Below are 14,777 nucleotides of genomic sequence, written 5' to 3'. Positions count from 1 at the left end.
AGGAATCCCCATGACTCTCACGCAGCACGACATCGACCAGGAGATCGCGGCCGAGCACGCCGCGTACGAGAAGCGCATCGCCGACGGCGCCCCCGTCGAGCACCACCCGCGCCGCGACTACGCGCCGTACCGCTCCTCGGTCCTCCGTCACCCCAAGCAGCCGCTGATCTCCATCGACGTCAGCAAGGACCCGGAGCTGGTGGAGCTGTCCTCCCCCGCCTTCGGCGAGCGCGACATCACCGAGATCGACAACGACCTCACCAGGCAGCACAACGGCGAGCCGATCGGCGAGCGGATCACCGTCTCCGGGCGACTGCTCGACCGCGACGGCCGGCCGATCCGGGGCCAGCTCATCGAGATCTGGCAGGCGAACTCGGCCGGTCGCTACGCCCACCAGCGCGAGCAGCACGACGCCCCGCTCGACCCGAACTTCACCGGCGTCGGCCGCACGCTGACCGGCGACGACGGCCAGTACGAGTTCACGACCGTCCAGCCGGGACCGTACCCGTGGCGCCAGCACCTCAACGCCTGGCGGCCGGCGCACATCCACTTCTCGCTCTTCGGCACGGCGTTCACCCAGCGGCTCGTGACGCAGATGTACTTCCCGAGCGACCCGCTGTTCCCGTACGACCCGATCATCCAGTCGGTGACGGACGACGCGGCCCGGCAGCGGCTGGTCGCGACGTACGACCACAACCTGTCCGTGCCGGAGTTCTCGATGGGCTACCACTGGGACATCGTGCTCGACGGGCCGAACGCCACCTGGCTCGAAGAAGGGCGCTGACCTGCCATGACGAAGATCGACACGAACCGCCCGGAGACCGTGCTCCCGACCCCGTCGCACACGGTCGGCCCCTTCTACGGCCACGCCCTGCCCTTCCCCGGTGGCGGCGACATCGCTCCGGTCGGCCACCCCGACACGATCACCGTCCAGGGGTACATCACCGACGGCGAGGGCAATCCGCTGCCGGACGCCTTCGTCGAGCTGTGGGGTGCGGACCCCGACGGCAACCTCCCGCAGGTCGACGGTTCGATCCGGCGCGACCCGGCGAGCGGCGGCCATCTCGGCCGCAACGGCGTGGAGTTCACCGGCTGGGGGCGCATTCAGACGGACGCCAACGGCCACTGGTACGCGCGTACGCTGCGGCCCGGCGCCCGCGGACAGAGCGCGCCGTACATCAGCGTGTGCGTGTTCGCGCGGGGGCTGCTGGTGCACCTGTACACGCGGATCTACCTGCCCGGTGACGAGGCTGCGCTGGCCGCCGATCCACTGCTCGCCCGGCTGGACGCGGAGCGACGCGACACGCTGATCGCGAAGGACGACGGCAAGGGCACATACCGTTTCGACATCCGCCTTCAGGGCGAAGGCGAGACGGTCTTCCTGGAGTTCCAGTGACATCTGTCGGTCCCGACGACACCGGCCTGCTCGCCCCCGGGTGGGCAGGCTCCCCCGCCGCCTCCGCGACCGGCGACCGGGCCTACCTCCAGGCCCTGCTCGACGCGGAGGCGGCACTCACCCGCGCCCAGGCGACCCTGGACCTCGCGCCGTCCGAGGCGGCGGCCGCGGTGACCGAGGCGGCCGACAACGGCCGTTTCGACGTACGCTCCCTCGCCGAGCGCGCCCGCGGCGGCGGCAACCCGGTGATCCCCCTGGTCGCCGATCTGACGAAGGCCGTCGGCGAGGAGTACGGGCCGTACGTCCACCGGGGCGCGACCAGCCAGGACATCATGGACACGGCGACGATGCTGGTCGCCGTGCGCACGCTGGACCTGATCCTCGCCGACCTCGGCCGTACCGAGCGGGCTCTGGCCCGGCTGGCCGCCGACCACCGTGACACCGCGATGCCGGGGCGGACTCTCACCCAGCACGCCGTGCCGACGACGTTCGGGCTGAAGGCAGCCGGCTGGCGGTCGCTCGCCCTCGACGCACGGGACCGGATCAAGACCGTACGGGACTCGCTGCCCGCCCAACTGGGGGGTGCGGCAGGGACGTTGGCGGCGTTCACCGTGTACGGCGCCGCGGACACGCGGGCACTCACGGCGGCCTTCGCACGCGAACTCGGGCTTCGGGAGCCGCCGCTCCCCTGGCACACCCTGCGCACGCCGATCGCCGATCTCGCCGGGTGCCTGGCCTTCGCGGCCGGGGCGCTGGGCAAGGCGGCCGCGGACGTGCTGGTCCTCGGCCGTACCGAGATCGCCGAGGTCGCGGAGGGAAGCGGCGGCGGTTCGTCGGCCATGCCGCACAAGGCGAACCCCGTACGGTCCACGCTGATCGCGGCGGCGGCCCGGCGGGCGCCGCAGCTCGCGGCCACGCTGTACGGGTCGCTGGCCGCCGAGGACGAGCGGCCTGCCGGGGCCTGGCACGCCGAGTGGGAGCCGCTCAGGGATCTGCTGCGGCTGGTCGGCGGGGCCGCCCGGGACGCCGCCGAACTCGCCGAAGGGCTACGGGTCCACGCGGACGCCATGCGCGAACACCTGGGCCGCACCCACGGGTTGATCGTCTCCGAACGGCTGTCCGCCGGGTTGGCCCCGGTACTGGGCCGCGCCCGCGCGAAGGCCCTGCTCACCGACCTCGCCGCGCGCACCTACAACGAGGGCCGTTCGCTCGCCGAACTCCTCGCCGAAGAGCCCGAGTTGAAGGACGTCGACCTCGACGAGCTCACCGACCCCGCCCGATACACCGGCTCCGCCGGAGCCCTCACCGACCGTGCCCTGGAGCGACGTTGACCGACCACCTCCTCAACCACCGTGCCGAAGGGCCCACTTCCGCTCCCCCGCTGCTGCTCGGGCCCTCGCTGGGCACGTCGTACGCCCTGTGGGACAAGGTGGCGCCCGAGCTGTCCATCACCCACCGCGTGGTGCGCTGGGACCTGCCGGGGCACGGCGGGTCCGCGCCCGGTCTGATCAAGCCCGGTGCCACCATCGGCGACATCGCCGACCTGGTGCTCGCGCTCGCCGACTCGCTGGGCATCGAGCGGTTCGCGTACGCCGGTGTGTCGCTCGGCGGGGGCGTCGGTCTGCATCTCGCCCTGCACCACCCGGAGCGGGTGTCGTCGCTGGCCGTGATCTGCTCGTCGGCGCACTTCAACGGGTCCAAGCCGTGGGAGGAGCGGGCCGAGCTGGTCCGGCGCGAGGGCCTGGGCCCGCTCGTGGAGAGCGCCCCCGCCCGCTGGTTCACGCCCGGTTTCACCGTGCCGGAGCTGGTACGCGACCAGCGGGACGCCGACCCGGAGGCGTACGCCGCCTGCTGTGACGCGCTGGCCGCCTTCGACGTGCGCGACCGGCTCCCGGAGATCTCCGCGCGCACGCTGCTGATCGCCGGCCGCGAGGACAAGGCCACGCCGCCCCCGCATCTGCGGGAGATCGCGGACGCCGTGCCCGACGCCACGCTCGTCGAACTGCCGGGCTGCGCGCACCTGGCGCCCGCGCAGTGCCCCGAGGCCGTACTGACGGCCCTGCGGGCGCACCTCGACGGAGGCGCCAAGCGCGGCATGGAAGTGCGGCGCGAGGTGCTCGGCGACGCGCACGTCGACCGGGCCCAGGCCCGCCAGACACCCTTCACCGCCCGCTTCCAGGACTTCATCTCACGCTACGCCTGGGGCGAGATCTGGACCGACCCGACGCTCTCGCGCCGCGAACGCAGCATGATCACCCTGACCGCGCTGGTCGCGCACGGCCACTACGACGAGCTGGCCATGCACGTCCGGGCGGCGCGGCGCAACGGCCTCACGCCGGAGGAGATCGGCGCGGTGCTGCTGCAGACGGCCGTGTACTGCGGGGTCCCGGCGGCGAACTCGGCGTTCGCGGCGGCACAGCGCGTCCTGGCGGAAGAGGCCGAAGCAGAAGGGTGACCCTGCTGGTAGTAGCTTCAGCAGCACCTCGCACATGCCTCCACCGCGTGCCTACGGTGGAGGCATGTCCACCATTCTGATCACCGGCGCCACGTCCGGTCTCGGCCGCTACGTCGCCTTCGAACTGGTCCGCTCCGGCCACGTCGTCCTCGCGCACGGCCGCGACCCGCGCCGTACGCAGCAGCTGGTCGAGGAGCTGCGCACCGAGGGCGACGCCGAGGGCTTCGTCGCCGACCTGGCCTCGCTGACGCAGGTGCGCGAACTGGGCGCGCACGTGGCCGACGCACACCCCGACCTCGATGTCCTGATCAACAACGCGGGCGTCGGTGCGGGCGCCCCCGGCGCGGCCCGCGAGTTGAGCACCGACGGCCACGAACTCCGCCTGGCCGTCAACTACTTGGCACCGGTGGTACTGACCCGCACCCTGCTGCCCGCCCTGCGCGCGAACACACCGGCCCGAATCGTCAACGTGGGTTCGGTGGGCCAGGACCCCCTCGACTTCGACGACATCGAGTTCCGCCGCGCCTACGACGGCTTCGCGGCCTACCGCCGCGCCAAGTTCGCGTTGGCGGCCCATACGTTCGCCCTGGCAGAGGAGTTGGCGGACACCGGCGTCGTGGTGAACGTCCTGCACCCGGCAACTTTCATGGACACGGCGATGGTCCGCGAGGGCGGAGTGACCCCCTGGAACACGGTGGCGGACGGCGCCCCGGGCGTACTGGCCCTGGCCACGCAAGACCTGGGCACGGGCGGCTACTTCGACGGCACGAGCCCGTCAAGGGCACACGAGGCGACGTACGACCGCGAGGTGCAGAAACGCCTGACAACGGTCACGGACCAACTCCTGGCGCTGTAACGCCCTTCTTCAGCGCAGCCCCCGACCCGTCTCCAGAACGTCCCGGGCCTGCGCCGCCAACCCGTCCGCCCCACACGAACGAGCCAGCGCCATCCCCCGATTGAGCTCGGCAACCGACCGCGCAGCGATCCCGTACTCGACCCGAGCCGCCGCATGCTCGTACTGACAGGGCGACGCCTCCAGGTAGGCAACGGCCTGCGCCGCCAAGCGAACGGCCCGCTGCCCCGTCTCCAACGCGGCACCGCACCGAAGCGCCTCCCCGATGGCCGTGTCCGTACCGAACCGCTCCGCCTGCCGCCGCGCATCCGCGGCCAGCCGCCCCGCCCGAGCCGGATCCTCCGTGGCAAGGGCACGGGCGAGGTCGAGCGCCCAGGGCACGACCACCGGATTGTGATGCCCACGCGCGGCCGCCGCCTTCTCGGCCTCCTCGAGCTCGTTGATGCCCTCCTGGGTACGGCCGACCGCGAGCAGCAACCGACCACGCACGGACCTCGGGTCCGGCATCACGATCGTCGAGGGATACGGCGGCGCGAACCCGTACTGCTCCGCGACGGCCCAGGCCTCGTCCACATGACCACGGCAGAGCAGTACGTCGACGAGGTTGCAGGTCGCCGTCCAGTACAGCGGCAGCCCGCGCCCCACCCGCTCGGCCAGGCGCAGCGACTCCCGCAGGGACGACTCGGCGTCCCGGAGCCGCCCGCGCCGGCGGTGCCCGAGGCCGACGTAGGCATGGGCGAGGGCGAGGTGGCCGCCGCTCCAGCCGGCCGACTCGTAGGCGCGCAGGGCCTCGTTGTAGAGGCTCTCGGCGCGGTCGAGGCGGTCGGTGTAGGCGTAGGAGTTGGCGAGCATCAGCAGCAGTTCGATGCCCCACTCGGTGTCGGTCCAGCCGAGCCCGGGAGCGAGCCGGCCGTTGACGAGGGAGCGGTCACAGGCCTCGACGACCTCCTCGGCGTTCTCCCCCTGGATCAGGGCGTCGAAGCCACGCAGCATGAGCAGGGCGCGCTCGGAGTTGTCGCGGCCGGTGCAGGTGGCGGCGAGTGCGGTGAGGCGCTCGGAGCGGCCCGGGGAGATGGCCTCGCCGGCGTAGATGCCCTCCCACATGAAGTGCACGGCCTGGAGCCGGAGTTTGGCGGGCCCCTGCTCGTGCCGGGCGGCCTCCGCCTCGACGGTGCGGACCGCCTCCTCCAGCTGGTCGTTGTGGAGGAGCGCCTGGGAGAGGCGGAAGACGGCGTCCACGCGGGTGTCGCCGTCGAGGCCGGGCATGGCGAGTGCGGTCTGCAGGTGGTCGATGGTGACGGCGGGCGCGGTGAGCAGGGTGGCGCAGCCGAGTTCGTAGAGGACCTGCGCGTGGGCCTCGGGCACGGGCGGTTCCAGCAGGGCGCGTTCGAGGCAGCGGCGGGCCGCGTCCGGGGCGCCGACGGCGAGGTGTTCGCCGGCCGCCTCGCGCAGCTGCTCGACGAGTTCCTCGTCGTCGTCCGGGTGGACCTGGAGGAGGTGGCGTGAGGCCATGGCGGCGCCGAGGCCGGAGTCGGTGACGACCTGGGCGGCGATGCCGTGCATGGCGGTGCGCAGGGCGTCGGGGATGGAGTTGTAGACCGCGGAGGCGATCAGCGGGTGCACGAACTCCAGGTCACCGGCGTCGGCCTGGGCGCTCGCCGGGTCGGGTTCGGTGAGGATGCGGGCGTCCTGCAGCAGTTCGGCGCAGCGCTGTGCGTCCTCGTGGCCCATGGTGGCGAGCTTGGCGACCAGGCCGACGGAGATACCGGTGCCGAGGATCGCGGCGGCCCAGGCGAACCGGGTGGCGTCGATGCCGAGTTCCTCGAGGCGGGCGACGAGGCCGCCGCCGCGGGCCGAGCGGTTGAGGGCGCGCAGTTCGGCGGCGGCGCCCTCGGTCGGCTCCAGTTCGCTGTCCTGGACCTTGGCGAGGAGTTCCACGGTCTCGTACGGGTTGCCGCCGGTGACGGCCCAGACCTCGCGGCAGAACGGGGCGTCGGCGTGCGGGCCCAGGGTGGCGCGGGTGAGGCCGGCGGTGGCGTCCGGGGTGAGGGCGCTCAGGGTGGCGTCGGGGCGCCCGGCGGCGGCCGCGATCGCCTCGAGGTGGCGGGCGCTCTCGCCGCTGACCTCGCCGGGCCGCCGGGCGACCAGGACGAGGACGGACAGGTCGTCGAGCCGCTCGGCGAACGCGGCGAGCCAGCGCAGGGTCTCCTGGTCGGCCCAGTGGGCGTCGTCGATCAGCAGGACCAGCGGCCAGTCGCGCCGGGCCAGCCTGCGTACGGCGGCGACGAGGCCGTCGCACACGCCCTGCGGGTCGGCCTGGCGCTCGCCCGGCTCCGTGATGCCGAGGGCGGGGCCGGCGATGTCGTACCAGTCGCCGAGGTACTCGCGCGCCTCTTCGGGCATCAGCGAGACCAGTGCGGGCTGCAGTAACTGCCGTACGACGTTGAAGGGGACGGACCTGAGGGTCTCGCCGCCGCGGGCCGACCAGACCGTGCAGCCGCGGCGCTCGGCGATGCGGCGGGTCTCGGCCAGCAGGGCGGTCTTGCCGAGTCCCGCCTCGCCCCGGACCATCAGCAGGCTGCCCGAGGAGGAGCGGTCGGCGCACAGGGTGTCGATCGCCTGCCCGACGGCGGCGACTTCCTCTTCGCGCTCCCACAGGGAGTCCGAGGCGGCCTCCGTGGGCCTGACCTCCGTCATCCCGCTACCTCCCCAAGTCGCCCGAACGACGTACAGATCTCGAGCGTAGCGGCCCGATTGCGGAAGTGGAGGCCGGTCCGGGTACCTGTTGCCGTGATGGGTGACAGGCGGTGCGGGCGGGCGACGCGCCACGCCTGTGATCTGCCTGTGTGAAGGTGACCGACAGTCAAAAGGCGCTGAAATGACGCTGTTTTCCGGACAACGCCGGGCCGCACGGGAGCCGGCCGCGGTAAGAGCCCTCGCGGCGGGCTCCGTGGGCAATTTCGTCGAGTGGTACGAGTTCGGGGTCTACGGCTATTTCGCGACCGTCATCGCGGCACGGTTCTTCACTCCGGAGGGCGGCGGCGAGGTCGAGGCGCTGGTGAAGACGTACGCGTCGTTCGCGCTGGCGTTCTTCTTCCGGCCGGTCGGGGCGGCCCTGTTCGGGCGGCTCGGCGACCGGATCGGCCGCCGGCCGGTGCTGATCCTGGTGATCCTGCTGATGACGGGTGCGACGACACTGATCGGTGCGCTGCCGACGTACGCGCAGGTCGGCGCGCCGGCGCCGTGGCTGCTGACGTTTCTGAGGGTGCTTCAGGGGCTGTCCGCGGGCGGGGAGTTCGGGGGTGCGGTGGCGGTGATGACGGAGTTCGCGCCGCCGGGCCGGCGCGGGCTGTACGGGTCGTGGCAGTCGTTCACGGTGGCGCTGGGGCTGCTGGGCGGGGCGGGGGTGGCCGCCGTGCTGGCCACGGTGCTCACCGAGCGGCAACTGGGCGACTGGGGCTGGCGGGTGCCGTTCCTGCTGACGTTGCCGATGGGGCTGGCGGCGCTGTGGCTGCGGTTGCGGCTGGAGGAGACGCCGGCGTTCCGGGAGGAGGCGGAGGTCGTACGTCCGCCGGTGCGCGAGCTCGTCGGCGCGATCGCGCTGGGCGCCGCGCGGATCATGGGCTGGGCGGCGGCAGGCTACACCTTCCTGGTCGTGCTGCCGTCGTATCTGCAGAGCACCCTCAATGCGAGTTTCCAACAGGCGTTGATCGCAACCGTGTTGGCGAATCTGGGCTTCGCGGTGACGATCGTGCCGGCGGGCCTGCTCAGCGACCGGATCGGACGGCGGGCGGTGATGCTGACGGGCGCGCTGCTCGTGGCGGTGCTCGCGCTGCCGCTGCTCAACCTCCTTCAGGACGGCGGGACTTCGCACACCGTGCAGGGCGCCGCGGTGTTCGGCGCGGGTGCCGTGGTGGGCCTGATGGCGGGTCCGGGACCGGCGATGCTCTCGGAGCTGTTCCCCACGAACGTCCGCCACACGGGCCTGGGACTCGCCTACGCCCTGTCCAATGCCGTGTTCTCGGGCTGTGCCGGGCTCATCATCACGGAAACCGTGAAGCGGACGGGGAACGTCGACATCCCTGGGTACTACGCGGCGGCCATGTGTGCGGTGAGCGTGCTCGCCCTGACCAAGGCACCGAAACGGAAAGCGAGTTGAGCGCATGCGGGTGATCGGCCTGATGTCGGGCACGTCGTACGACGCCATCGACGCGGCGGCGGCCGACCTGAGCCTCGCCGACGACAGCCTCGTAATGAAGCCGCTCGGGATGGTGAGCGCGGCCTACGACGAGGAGCTGCGGGAGGCGCTCGCGGCCGCCCTGCCGCCGTCGCCCACCTCGCTGGCCGAGGTGTGCCGGCTCGACACGGAGATCGGGCAGGCCTTCGCCGCGGCGGCCGTGCGCGCCGACCGTGAACTGTGCGACGGCAGGGCCGAGTTGGTGGCCTCGCACGGACAGACGGTCTACCACTGGTCCGACGGCGGCAAGGTGCACGGCACGCTGCAGCTCGGGCAGCCCGCCTGGATCGCCGAGGCGACCGGGCTGCCGGTCGTCGCCGACTTCCGGCCGCGTGACATCGCGGCCGGCGGTCAGGGCGCGCCCCTGGTCAGCCTGGTCGACCTGCTGTGGCTGCGCGGCCGCCCGGGCACCCCCGTCGCGCTCAACCTCGGGGGCATCGCCAACCTCACGGCACCGGACGGCACGGCCTTCGACACCGGCGCCGCGTGCGCGCTGATCGACGCGGCGGCGAGCGGGTTCAGCGGCGGGCGGTTCGCGTACGACGTCGACGGTGCGCTGGCCGCCCGCGGCACCGTCCACGAGCCGCTGCTGGAGCGGCTGTTGGACGAGCCGTACTACGCGCTGCCCGCGCCGAAGACGACAGGCAAGGAGCTGTTCCACCTCGGCTGTCTGCGGGACGCGCTGGCCGGGTTCGGGACGCTCAGGGCCGAGGACGTGGTCGCCACCCTGACCATGCTCAGCGCCCGGACGGTCGCGGACGCGGTGCTCGCGCTCGGTGCCACCGAGGTGATCGTCTCCGGCGGCGGGATCCGCAACCCGGTGCTCATGGGGATGCTGGGGCAGCGGCTGCCGGCGGTCGCGCTGCGCACCTCCGACGAGCTGGGGCTGGCGTCGGACGCGAAGGAGGCGTACGCCTTCGCAGTGCTCGGCTTTCTGACCGCGCACGGTCTGGCGGGCACCGAGCCCGCGAGCACCGGCGCGCGGCATGCGAGCGTGCTCGGTTCGGTCACACCCGGCCGGGCGGGGCTGCGGCTGCCCACGCCGGGCACAAATCCACCGAAACGGCTGGTGGTGGCCTGAGTCCGGGATCCTCTCATCCCTCTTTCACCGACGCCTCATACGGTGGGGGCATGACGCAGGTGACTCCTCCCGGGTGGTATCCCGATCCCGGGCAGACAAGTGAGGGTCCCGCCACCGAGCGCTGGTGGGACGGCAAGGCATGGACGGAGCAGACCCGTCCCGCGGGCTCGGCCGCCGTATGGGGTCCCCCGGCGCAGGCGCCGACCGCCGGGGCGAGTCCGGCCGACCCGGCGTATTCGTCCTATCCGACGTACCCGGCGTTTCCCGCCCAGCCGCCGGCCGCTCCGCGGCGCGGTCTGCGCACCGGGATCGCCGTCGGGGCGGCGGTGGTCGTCCTCGCGTGCATCGGTGTGGGTGTGTACGCACTGGCCGGCAACGACAGTTCGGGCGGCGGCAGCGCCAACTCGCAGCAGGGCCCGGGCGGCACCGGCGGCCAGGGCGGTCCCGGCGGCTCGAGCGGCGGTCAGGGCGGACCGGGCGGCGGGAACGGCGGGTCCGGTGGATCCGGCGGTACGCAGTCGCCCGCTCCCGGCCAGTCCGAGGCACCGAAGATCGAGAGCGGTTCGGTGACGGACGCGCTGTCCGGGATCAGCATCCCGATCCCGGCGGACTGGTACGGCCAGGAGTACGCGGCGGGCGCGCAGGTCACGTCCAACGACTCCTACAAGTGCCCCGGCGACACCTCCCAGACCTGCACCAAGGGCGGCGCGTCATCGACACTGGCCGCGGTCCTCAAGACCGCGGGCAGCACGGCCGAGGCGGTCGCGAAGGCCGACATCAAGGCGAACGCCGAGCAGTCCTACGGCGGCAAGACCTACGGCTCGATCACCTCGCACCAGGTGCTGGCCTCCAAGGCGGTGACCGTCGCCGGGCAGAAGGGCTATCTGGTCCGCTGGAAGGCGATCACCAGCAAGGGCGCGGACGGCTATGTGGAGTCGCTCGCATTCCCCTCCCCCGCGGAGCCCTCGCAGATCGTCGTGGTCCGCTTCGGCGTCGACGTGGGCGAGAAGCAGTCGATCATCGACACGATCACCAAGGGCATCAAGGTGTCGACCGGCAGCGGCAACGGCCAGAAGGTCTGAACACCGGTCGGCCGGGTGGGGCGCCCCTCCGCTCAAGAGGAACCCCACCCGGCCGGGGGGTACGCGCCGCCCCCGTCCCCACGGTGCGGCGCGAGCAGGTCACCGTCCAGTCATCCCATGGACGGCGGCCTGATTCTCAGGTGAGACCGAGTACCGGCAGCACGGCGGCCTCCACGAAGCGGACCAGGTAGTCCGGGTCTGCGTACTCGCCGTCCACGACAGGGCGGGCGCGTACGACGCCGAACATCTGCGCCGGGATGTACTCCAGCGCCGGATGGTCGGCGACGATCTCGCCCCGCTCGACCCCGCGGCGCAGAATCTCCTTCAGCGCGGCGATCTCCGGGTCGACCAGGGCCTCCCGCAGCGCCTTGGCGAGGTCCACGTCCTGGGTGACGGCGTGCCCGAGGGCCTGCAGCAGCTTGGTGTCGTTCGTCGACCACCGGCCCACGGCCCGTGCCGCCTCGCGCAGGTCCTCCGCGAGCGACCCGGTGTCGATGCCCCCGAAGCGGGCCTTGCGGCGGGAGCGCAGGGCGGCCACCACGAACTGGGGCTTCGTCTTCCACTGCCGGTACAGCGTGGACTTGCTGCAGCGGGTGCTGGCGGCGATCCCCTCCATGGTGACGGCCTCGTATCCGCATTCGCGGATCTGCTCGAGCACGGCGTCGAAGAACTCCTGCTCACGCTCGCGCGTGAGTTTGGAGCGGCGCGAGGCGGCGGCCGTCTCCGGTCCGTCCGCGGCCTGCGACGTCATCTGCCCTTCTCCCTCACTCCGAGTGCCGGCTTTATTCGCGCTTTATTCCCGGCTTCCAGTGTGTCGTACCTCAATCGATACGCCAGTGTACCGGAACGTCGGCGTATCGGTACACTGCCGTATCGGAACGCTTTCGTTTCGGGACGGACGCGTACCGATGAGTTCGGGCCACGGCCCGAGTCATCACTCGCACCAGCACAAGCACCACGTCAGCGAAGGGGCCGGGGGATGAATGCCCGCACCGAGCCTGCAGCAGCAGAAGGGGAGACCGACGCGATAGCGCGGCCTCCGGTCGTCCGTGAGCTCCTGCTCGTCGCAGGGCTCTTCCTCGTCTACAAGTTCGGCCGCCAACTGGCGACGGGCCACACCGGGGAGGCGCTGCACAACGCGCACCGCGTGTGGGACCTGGAACGGACGCTCCACCTGCCCGGCGAGGGCTCGGTGCAGTCGGCGCTGCTGCACAGCGACACGCTCGTGCACATCGCGAACACCTACTACGCGACGGTGCACTTCCCGGCCACCGCGGCCTTCCTGGTCTGGCTCTATCTACGGCGCCCCGCACACTACGTCTGGGCCCGCCGGGTGCTCGCCACGGTCACCTCCGCGGCCCTGGTGCTGCCCTTCGTCTTCCCGCTGGCGCCGCCGCGGATGCTGGCCGCCACCGGACTCGTCGACACGGCGCGCGTCTACGGCCCGTCGGTCTACGGCCCGCCCTCCTCGGACCACCTCTCGAACCAGTTCGCGGCGATGCCGTCGCTGCACTTCGGCTGGGCCCTGATGGTGGCGATCGGCCTGATCGCGGCGACGCGTTCCCGCCTGCGCTGGCTGTGGCTGCTGCACCCGCTGGTGACGCTGCTGGTCATCGTGGGCACGGCCAACCACTACTGGCTCGACGCGATCGTGGCGACCGCCATGCTCGCCGCCGCCCTCGCCCTGGTCCTTCCCCAGACTTCGTCCGGGGGGACCCCCATCTCGCTTCGCTCGCCGCACCGCACGGTCTCCACCGCCGGGCGCGGCAGCGAGCAGCTCGCCCCCGCCGCCGAAGACAACGTCCTGCTAGGAGCGGGCCGATGAGCGCCACCCTTCTCGCCGTCGCCCTGTCCCTCTTCTCCGCGGTCGCCTACGCGGCCGCCGCGGTCGCCCAGGAGCGGCTGGCCTCCCGCAATCCCGGCTCGGGCCTGGCGCACATGCTCAAGTCGGGCGCCTGGTGGGGATCGGTCCTGCTCAACGCGTCCGCCGCGCTGCTGCATGTGGTCGCCCTCAAGTACGGTCCGCTGACCGTGGTGCAGCCGCTCGGTGCGCTCACCCTGGTCGCCGCGGTTCCCATGGGGGCGCGGATCGCCGGGCGGAAGGTCAGCGCGGTGGAGTGGCGGGGCACCGCGCTCACACTGCTCGGCCTGTCCGCGATCCTCGTCACGGCGTCCGGGCACGCGCCCGAGAAGGTGCTGAGCGTGCCCCAGGCGCTGGCGGTCGCGGGCGTGACCACGGCGCTGATCGGCATGCTGGCCCGGCCCGGGGCCCGGCCGGGACTGCGGCACGCGAGCGCGTCCGGCTTCGCCTCCGGTGTCGCCTCGGCGCTCACACAGACGGTGACGGTGGCCGCGACGGACCGCTCCGGCTCGCTGCTGAGCTGGCAGGTGGTCGGCGTGGCCCTGCTGGTCGCGGCCTTCGCAACGGGCGGACTGCTGCTGTCGCAGACCGCCTACCAGGGCGGCCTGGGCGCACCGCTCGCCATGGTGACCCTGGCCAACCCGATGGCCGCCGCGGTGATCGGACTCACACTGCTCGGCGAGCGGCTGCAGGGCGGCGCGGCCGGCGTGCTCCTCGCGCTCGCGGGAGCGGGGCTGGCGTCCTGGGGCGTGGTGCTGCTGACCCGGGCGACGCCCGAGGTGGCCCTCGTGGACGAGGAGCACCCGGTGGCGGCCGTACTGGCTCTGGAGCCCGAAACGGCGTTGCTGGAAAACCCGTTGGTGCCCCGACAGCCGGAGCCGGGGCACCTCACACCACTGTGACCGCGGTCAGCCGAGGCCGCGCGAGTCCTGCTTGAGTGCCGTGTCGACGGTCAGGGCCGTCGCGACGACGAGGCTCAGCAGCGGCTCGGGCAGCTGGTAGTGGATCTGCAGGACGTAGTTGTCCGCGGTGGTGAACATCGTCTTGGCGAGGCCTTCCCAGGTCTTGGTGATCCGGGCGACCTCGTTCTCGGCGTGGTCCACGATGGCGAAGTTCCAGGCCCGCCAGTTCTCCGCCTTGATCGCGCCGACCTTCTGGCCGTTCACGTTCATCGCGAAGTTGATCTTCCCGATCATGTTCTCCTGGACGATCTCGCCGACGGGCGAGCCGTCCGGACGGGACACGATCACCCGGGACTTGAAGAACTTCGCGGGCCGGGTCAGCAGCAGCTGCGGCTGACCGTAGGTGTCGCGGATCTCCAGCTTGTGCGTCATGAACTGGTCGAGGCTGGAGAGGAAGCGCAGCACCTTCTTCAGCGCGCTCTGGCCGACCTCGGTGACCGAGCCGATCTGGTTGCCGTTCTGATCCATGACCTTGTACTCATTGGTCACCTCGATCAGCTTGGCCTTCTGGTTGACCACCAGGACCGGCTCGGTGAAGAGGGTGCCGCCGCCGGGGCCGCCCGCGGCGACTCCGGCCTCCTGCTGCACCTGACGCTGCACCCGCAGGTCAGGTCCCGCGCTCTGGTGCGGAACCTGTACCTGCTGGGCGGCCTGCGCCTGCTGCTGGTCCGCGTTGGTGTGCTGGGTCCACTGGGCGCCGTCCCAGTAGCGGAGCGTCTGGGCCGCTCCGTGCGGATCCGGGTACCAGCCTGCAGGTGTGTTCGATTGCGTGGTCACCGGCGCACACTACCCCGACCACACCGGTATCCCGCCACCCCTCTCGTACCGGTATTCATCAGCTTTTACCCCG

Annotated in this window: 13 protein-coding genes; 10 read left to right on the top strand and 3 right to left on the bottom strand. The window is 72.1% G+C overall.

Going from position 1 to position 14,777, the window contains the following annotated elements:
* Positions 1–10: 10 nt before the first annotated feature.
* The 5 genes from pcaH (at position 11) to ABZ880_RS31600 (ending at position 4,707) form a co-directional block, all read left to right on the top strand.
* Positions 11–784: a protocatechuate 3,4-dioxygenase subunit beta gene (gene pcaH / locus ABZ880_RS31620; protein ID WP_361269684.1), complete on the top strand. Its 774-nt coding sequence runs from the start codon at positions 11–13 to the stop codon at positions 782–784.
* 6 nt (positions 785–790) lie between these two features.
* Positions 791–1,396, top strand: coding sequence for a protocatechuate 3,4-dioxygenase subunit alpha (gene pcaG / locus ABZ880_RS31615; RefSeq protein WP_361269680.1), 606 nt, complete (start codon positions 791–793; stop codon positions 1,394–1,396).
* Positions 1,393–2,727, top strand: coding sequence for a 3-carboxy-cis,cis-muconate cycloisomerase (gene pcaB, locus ABZ880_RS31610; protein WP_361269678.1), 1,335 nt, complete (start codon positions 1,393–1,395; stop codon positions 2,725–2,727). Before pcaG ends, pcaB begins: the two co-directional genes overlap by 4 nt.
* Positions 2,724–3,851, top strand: coding sequence for a 3-oxoadipate enol-lactonase (gene pcaD, locus ABZ880_RS31605; protein ID WP_361269675.1), 1,128 nt, complete (start codon positions 2,724–2,726; stop codon positions 3,849–3,851). The genes pcaB and pcaD overlap by 4 nt, the downstream gene beginning before the upstream one ends.
* Positions 3,852–3,915: 64 nt before the next feature.
* On the top strand, positions 3,916–4,707 hold the full coding sequence (locus ABZ880_RS31600) for an SDR family NAD(P)-dependent oxidoreductase (protein ID WP_361269673.1): 792 nt from the start codon (positions 3,916–3,918) through the stop codon (positions 4,705–4,707).
* A 9-nt stretch (positions 4,708–4,716) separates the two neighbouring features.
* Here ABZ880_RS31600 and ABZ880_RS31595 read toward each other — a convergent pair whose 3' ends face one another.
* Positions 4,717–7,401 (bottom strand): AAA family ATPase, encoded by a 2,685-nt coding sequence (locus ABZ880_RS31595; RefSeq protein WP_361269671.1) that lies wholly within the window; start codon positions 7,399–7,401, stop codon positions 4,717–4,719.
* Positions 7,402–7,582: 181 nt separating this feature from the next.
* Between ABZ880_RS31595 and ABZ880_RS31590 the strand changes: the two genes are divergently transcribed.
* Genes ABZ880_RS31590 through ABZ880_RS31580 form a run of 3 tightly spaced genes read left to right on the top strand, consistent with a single transcriptional unit; the run spans position 7,583 to position 11,104 of the window.
* On the top strand, positions 7,583–8,863 hold the full coding sequence (locus ABZ880_RS31590; RefSeq protein WP_361269668.1) for an MFS transporter: 1,281 nt from the start codon (positions 7,583–7,585) through the stop codon (positions 8,861–8,863).
* A 4-nt stretch (positions 8,864–8,867) separates the two neighbouring features.
* Positions 8,868–10,022, top strand: a complete 1,155-nt coding sequence (locus ABZ880_RS31585; protein ID WP_361269665.1) for an anhydro-N-acetylmuramic acid kinase — start codon at positions 8,868–8,870, stop codon at positions 10,020–10,022.
* 50 nt (positions 10,023–10,072) lie between these two features.
* Positions 10,073–11,104, top strand: a complete 1,032-nt coding sequence (locus ABZ880_RS31580; protein ID WP_361269663.1) for a DUF2510 domain-containing protein — start codon at positions 10,073–10,075, stop codon at positions 11,102–11,104.
* 136 nt (positions 11,105–11,240) lie between these two features.
* On the opposite strand, the gene ABZ880_RS31575 is transcribed toward ABZ880_RS31580, so the two are convergent.
* Positions 11,241–11,855: a TetR/AcrR family transcriptional regulator gene (locus tag ABZ880_RS31575; protein WP_361269661.1), complete on the bottom strand. Its 615-nt coding sequence runs from the start codon at positions 11,853–11,855 to the stop codon at positions 11,241–11,243.
* A gap of 228 nt (positions 11,856–12,083) precedes the next feature.
* On the opposite strand from ABZ880_RS31575, the gene ABZ880_RS31570 reads away from it, so the two are divergent.
* A complete protein-coding gene (locus tag ABZ880_RS31570) occupies positions 12,084–12,929 on the top strand; it encodes a phosphatase PAP2 family protein (protein WP_361269659.1) in 846 nt (281 codons plus the stop codon).
* The gene (locus ABZ880_RS31565) at positions 12,926–13,867 is read left to right on the top strand and encodes a DMT family transporter (protein ID WP_361269657.1); all 942 of its coding nucleotides are present in this window, start codon (positions 12,926–12,928) and stop codon (positions 13,865–13,867) included. Before ABZ880_RS31570 ends, ABZ880_RS31565 begins: the two co-directional genes overlap by 4 nt.
* A 6-nt stretch (positions 13,868–13,873) precedes the next feature.
* On the opposite strand, the gene ABZ880_RS31560 is transcribed toward ABZ880_RS31565, so the two are convergent.
* A complete protein-coding gene (locus tag ABZ880_RS31560; protein WP_361269654.1) occupies positions 13,874–14,704 on the bottom strand; it encodes a phospholipid scramblase-related protein in 831 nt (276 codons plus the stop codon).
* Positions 14,705–14,777: the final 73 nt, after the last annotated feature.

Origin of the sequence: Streptomyces sp. NPDC047043 (assembly GCF_040644055.1) — a bacterium.
Classification (GTDB): domain Bacteria; phylum Actinomycetota; class Actinomycetes; order Streptomycetales; family Streptomycetaceae; genus Streptomyces.
This window is presented reverse-complemented; position numbering and strand designations above follow the sequence as displayed.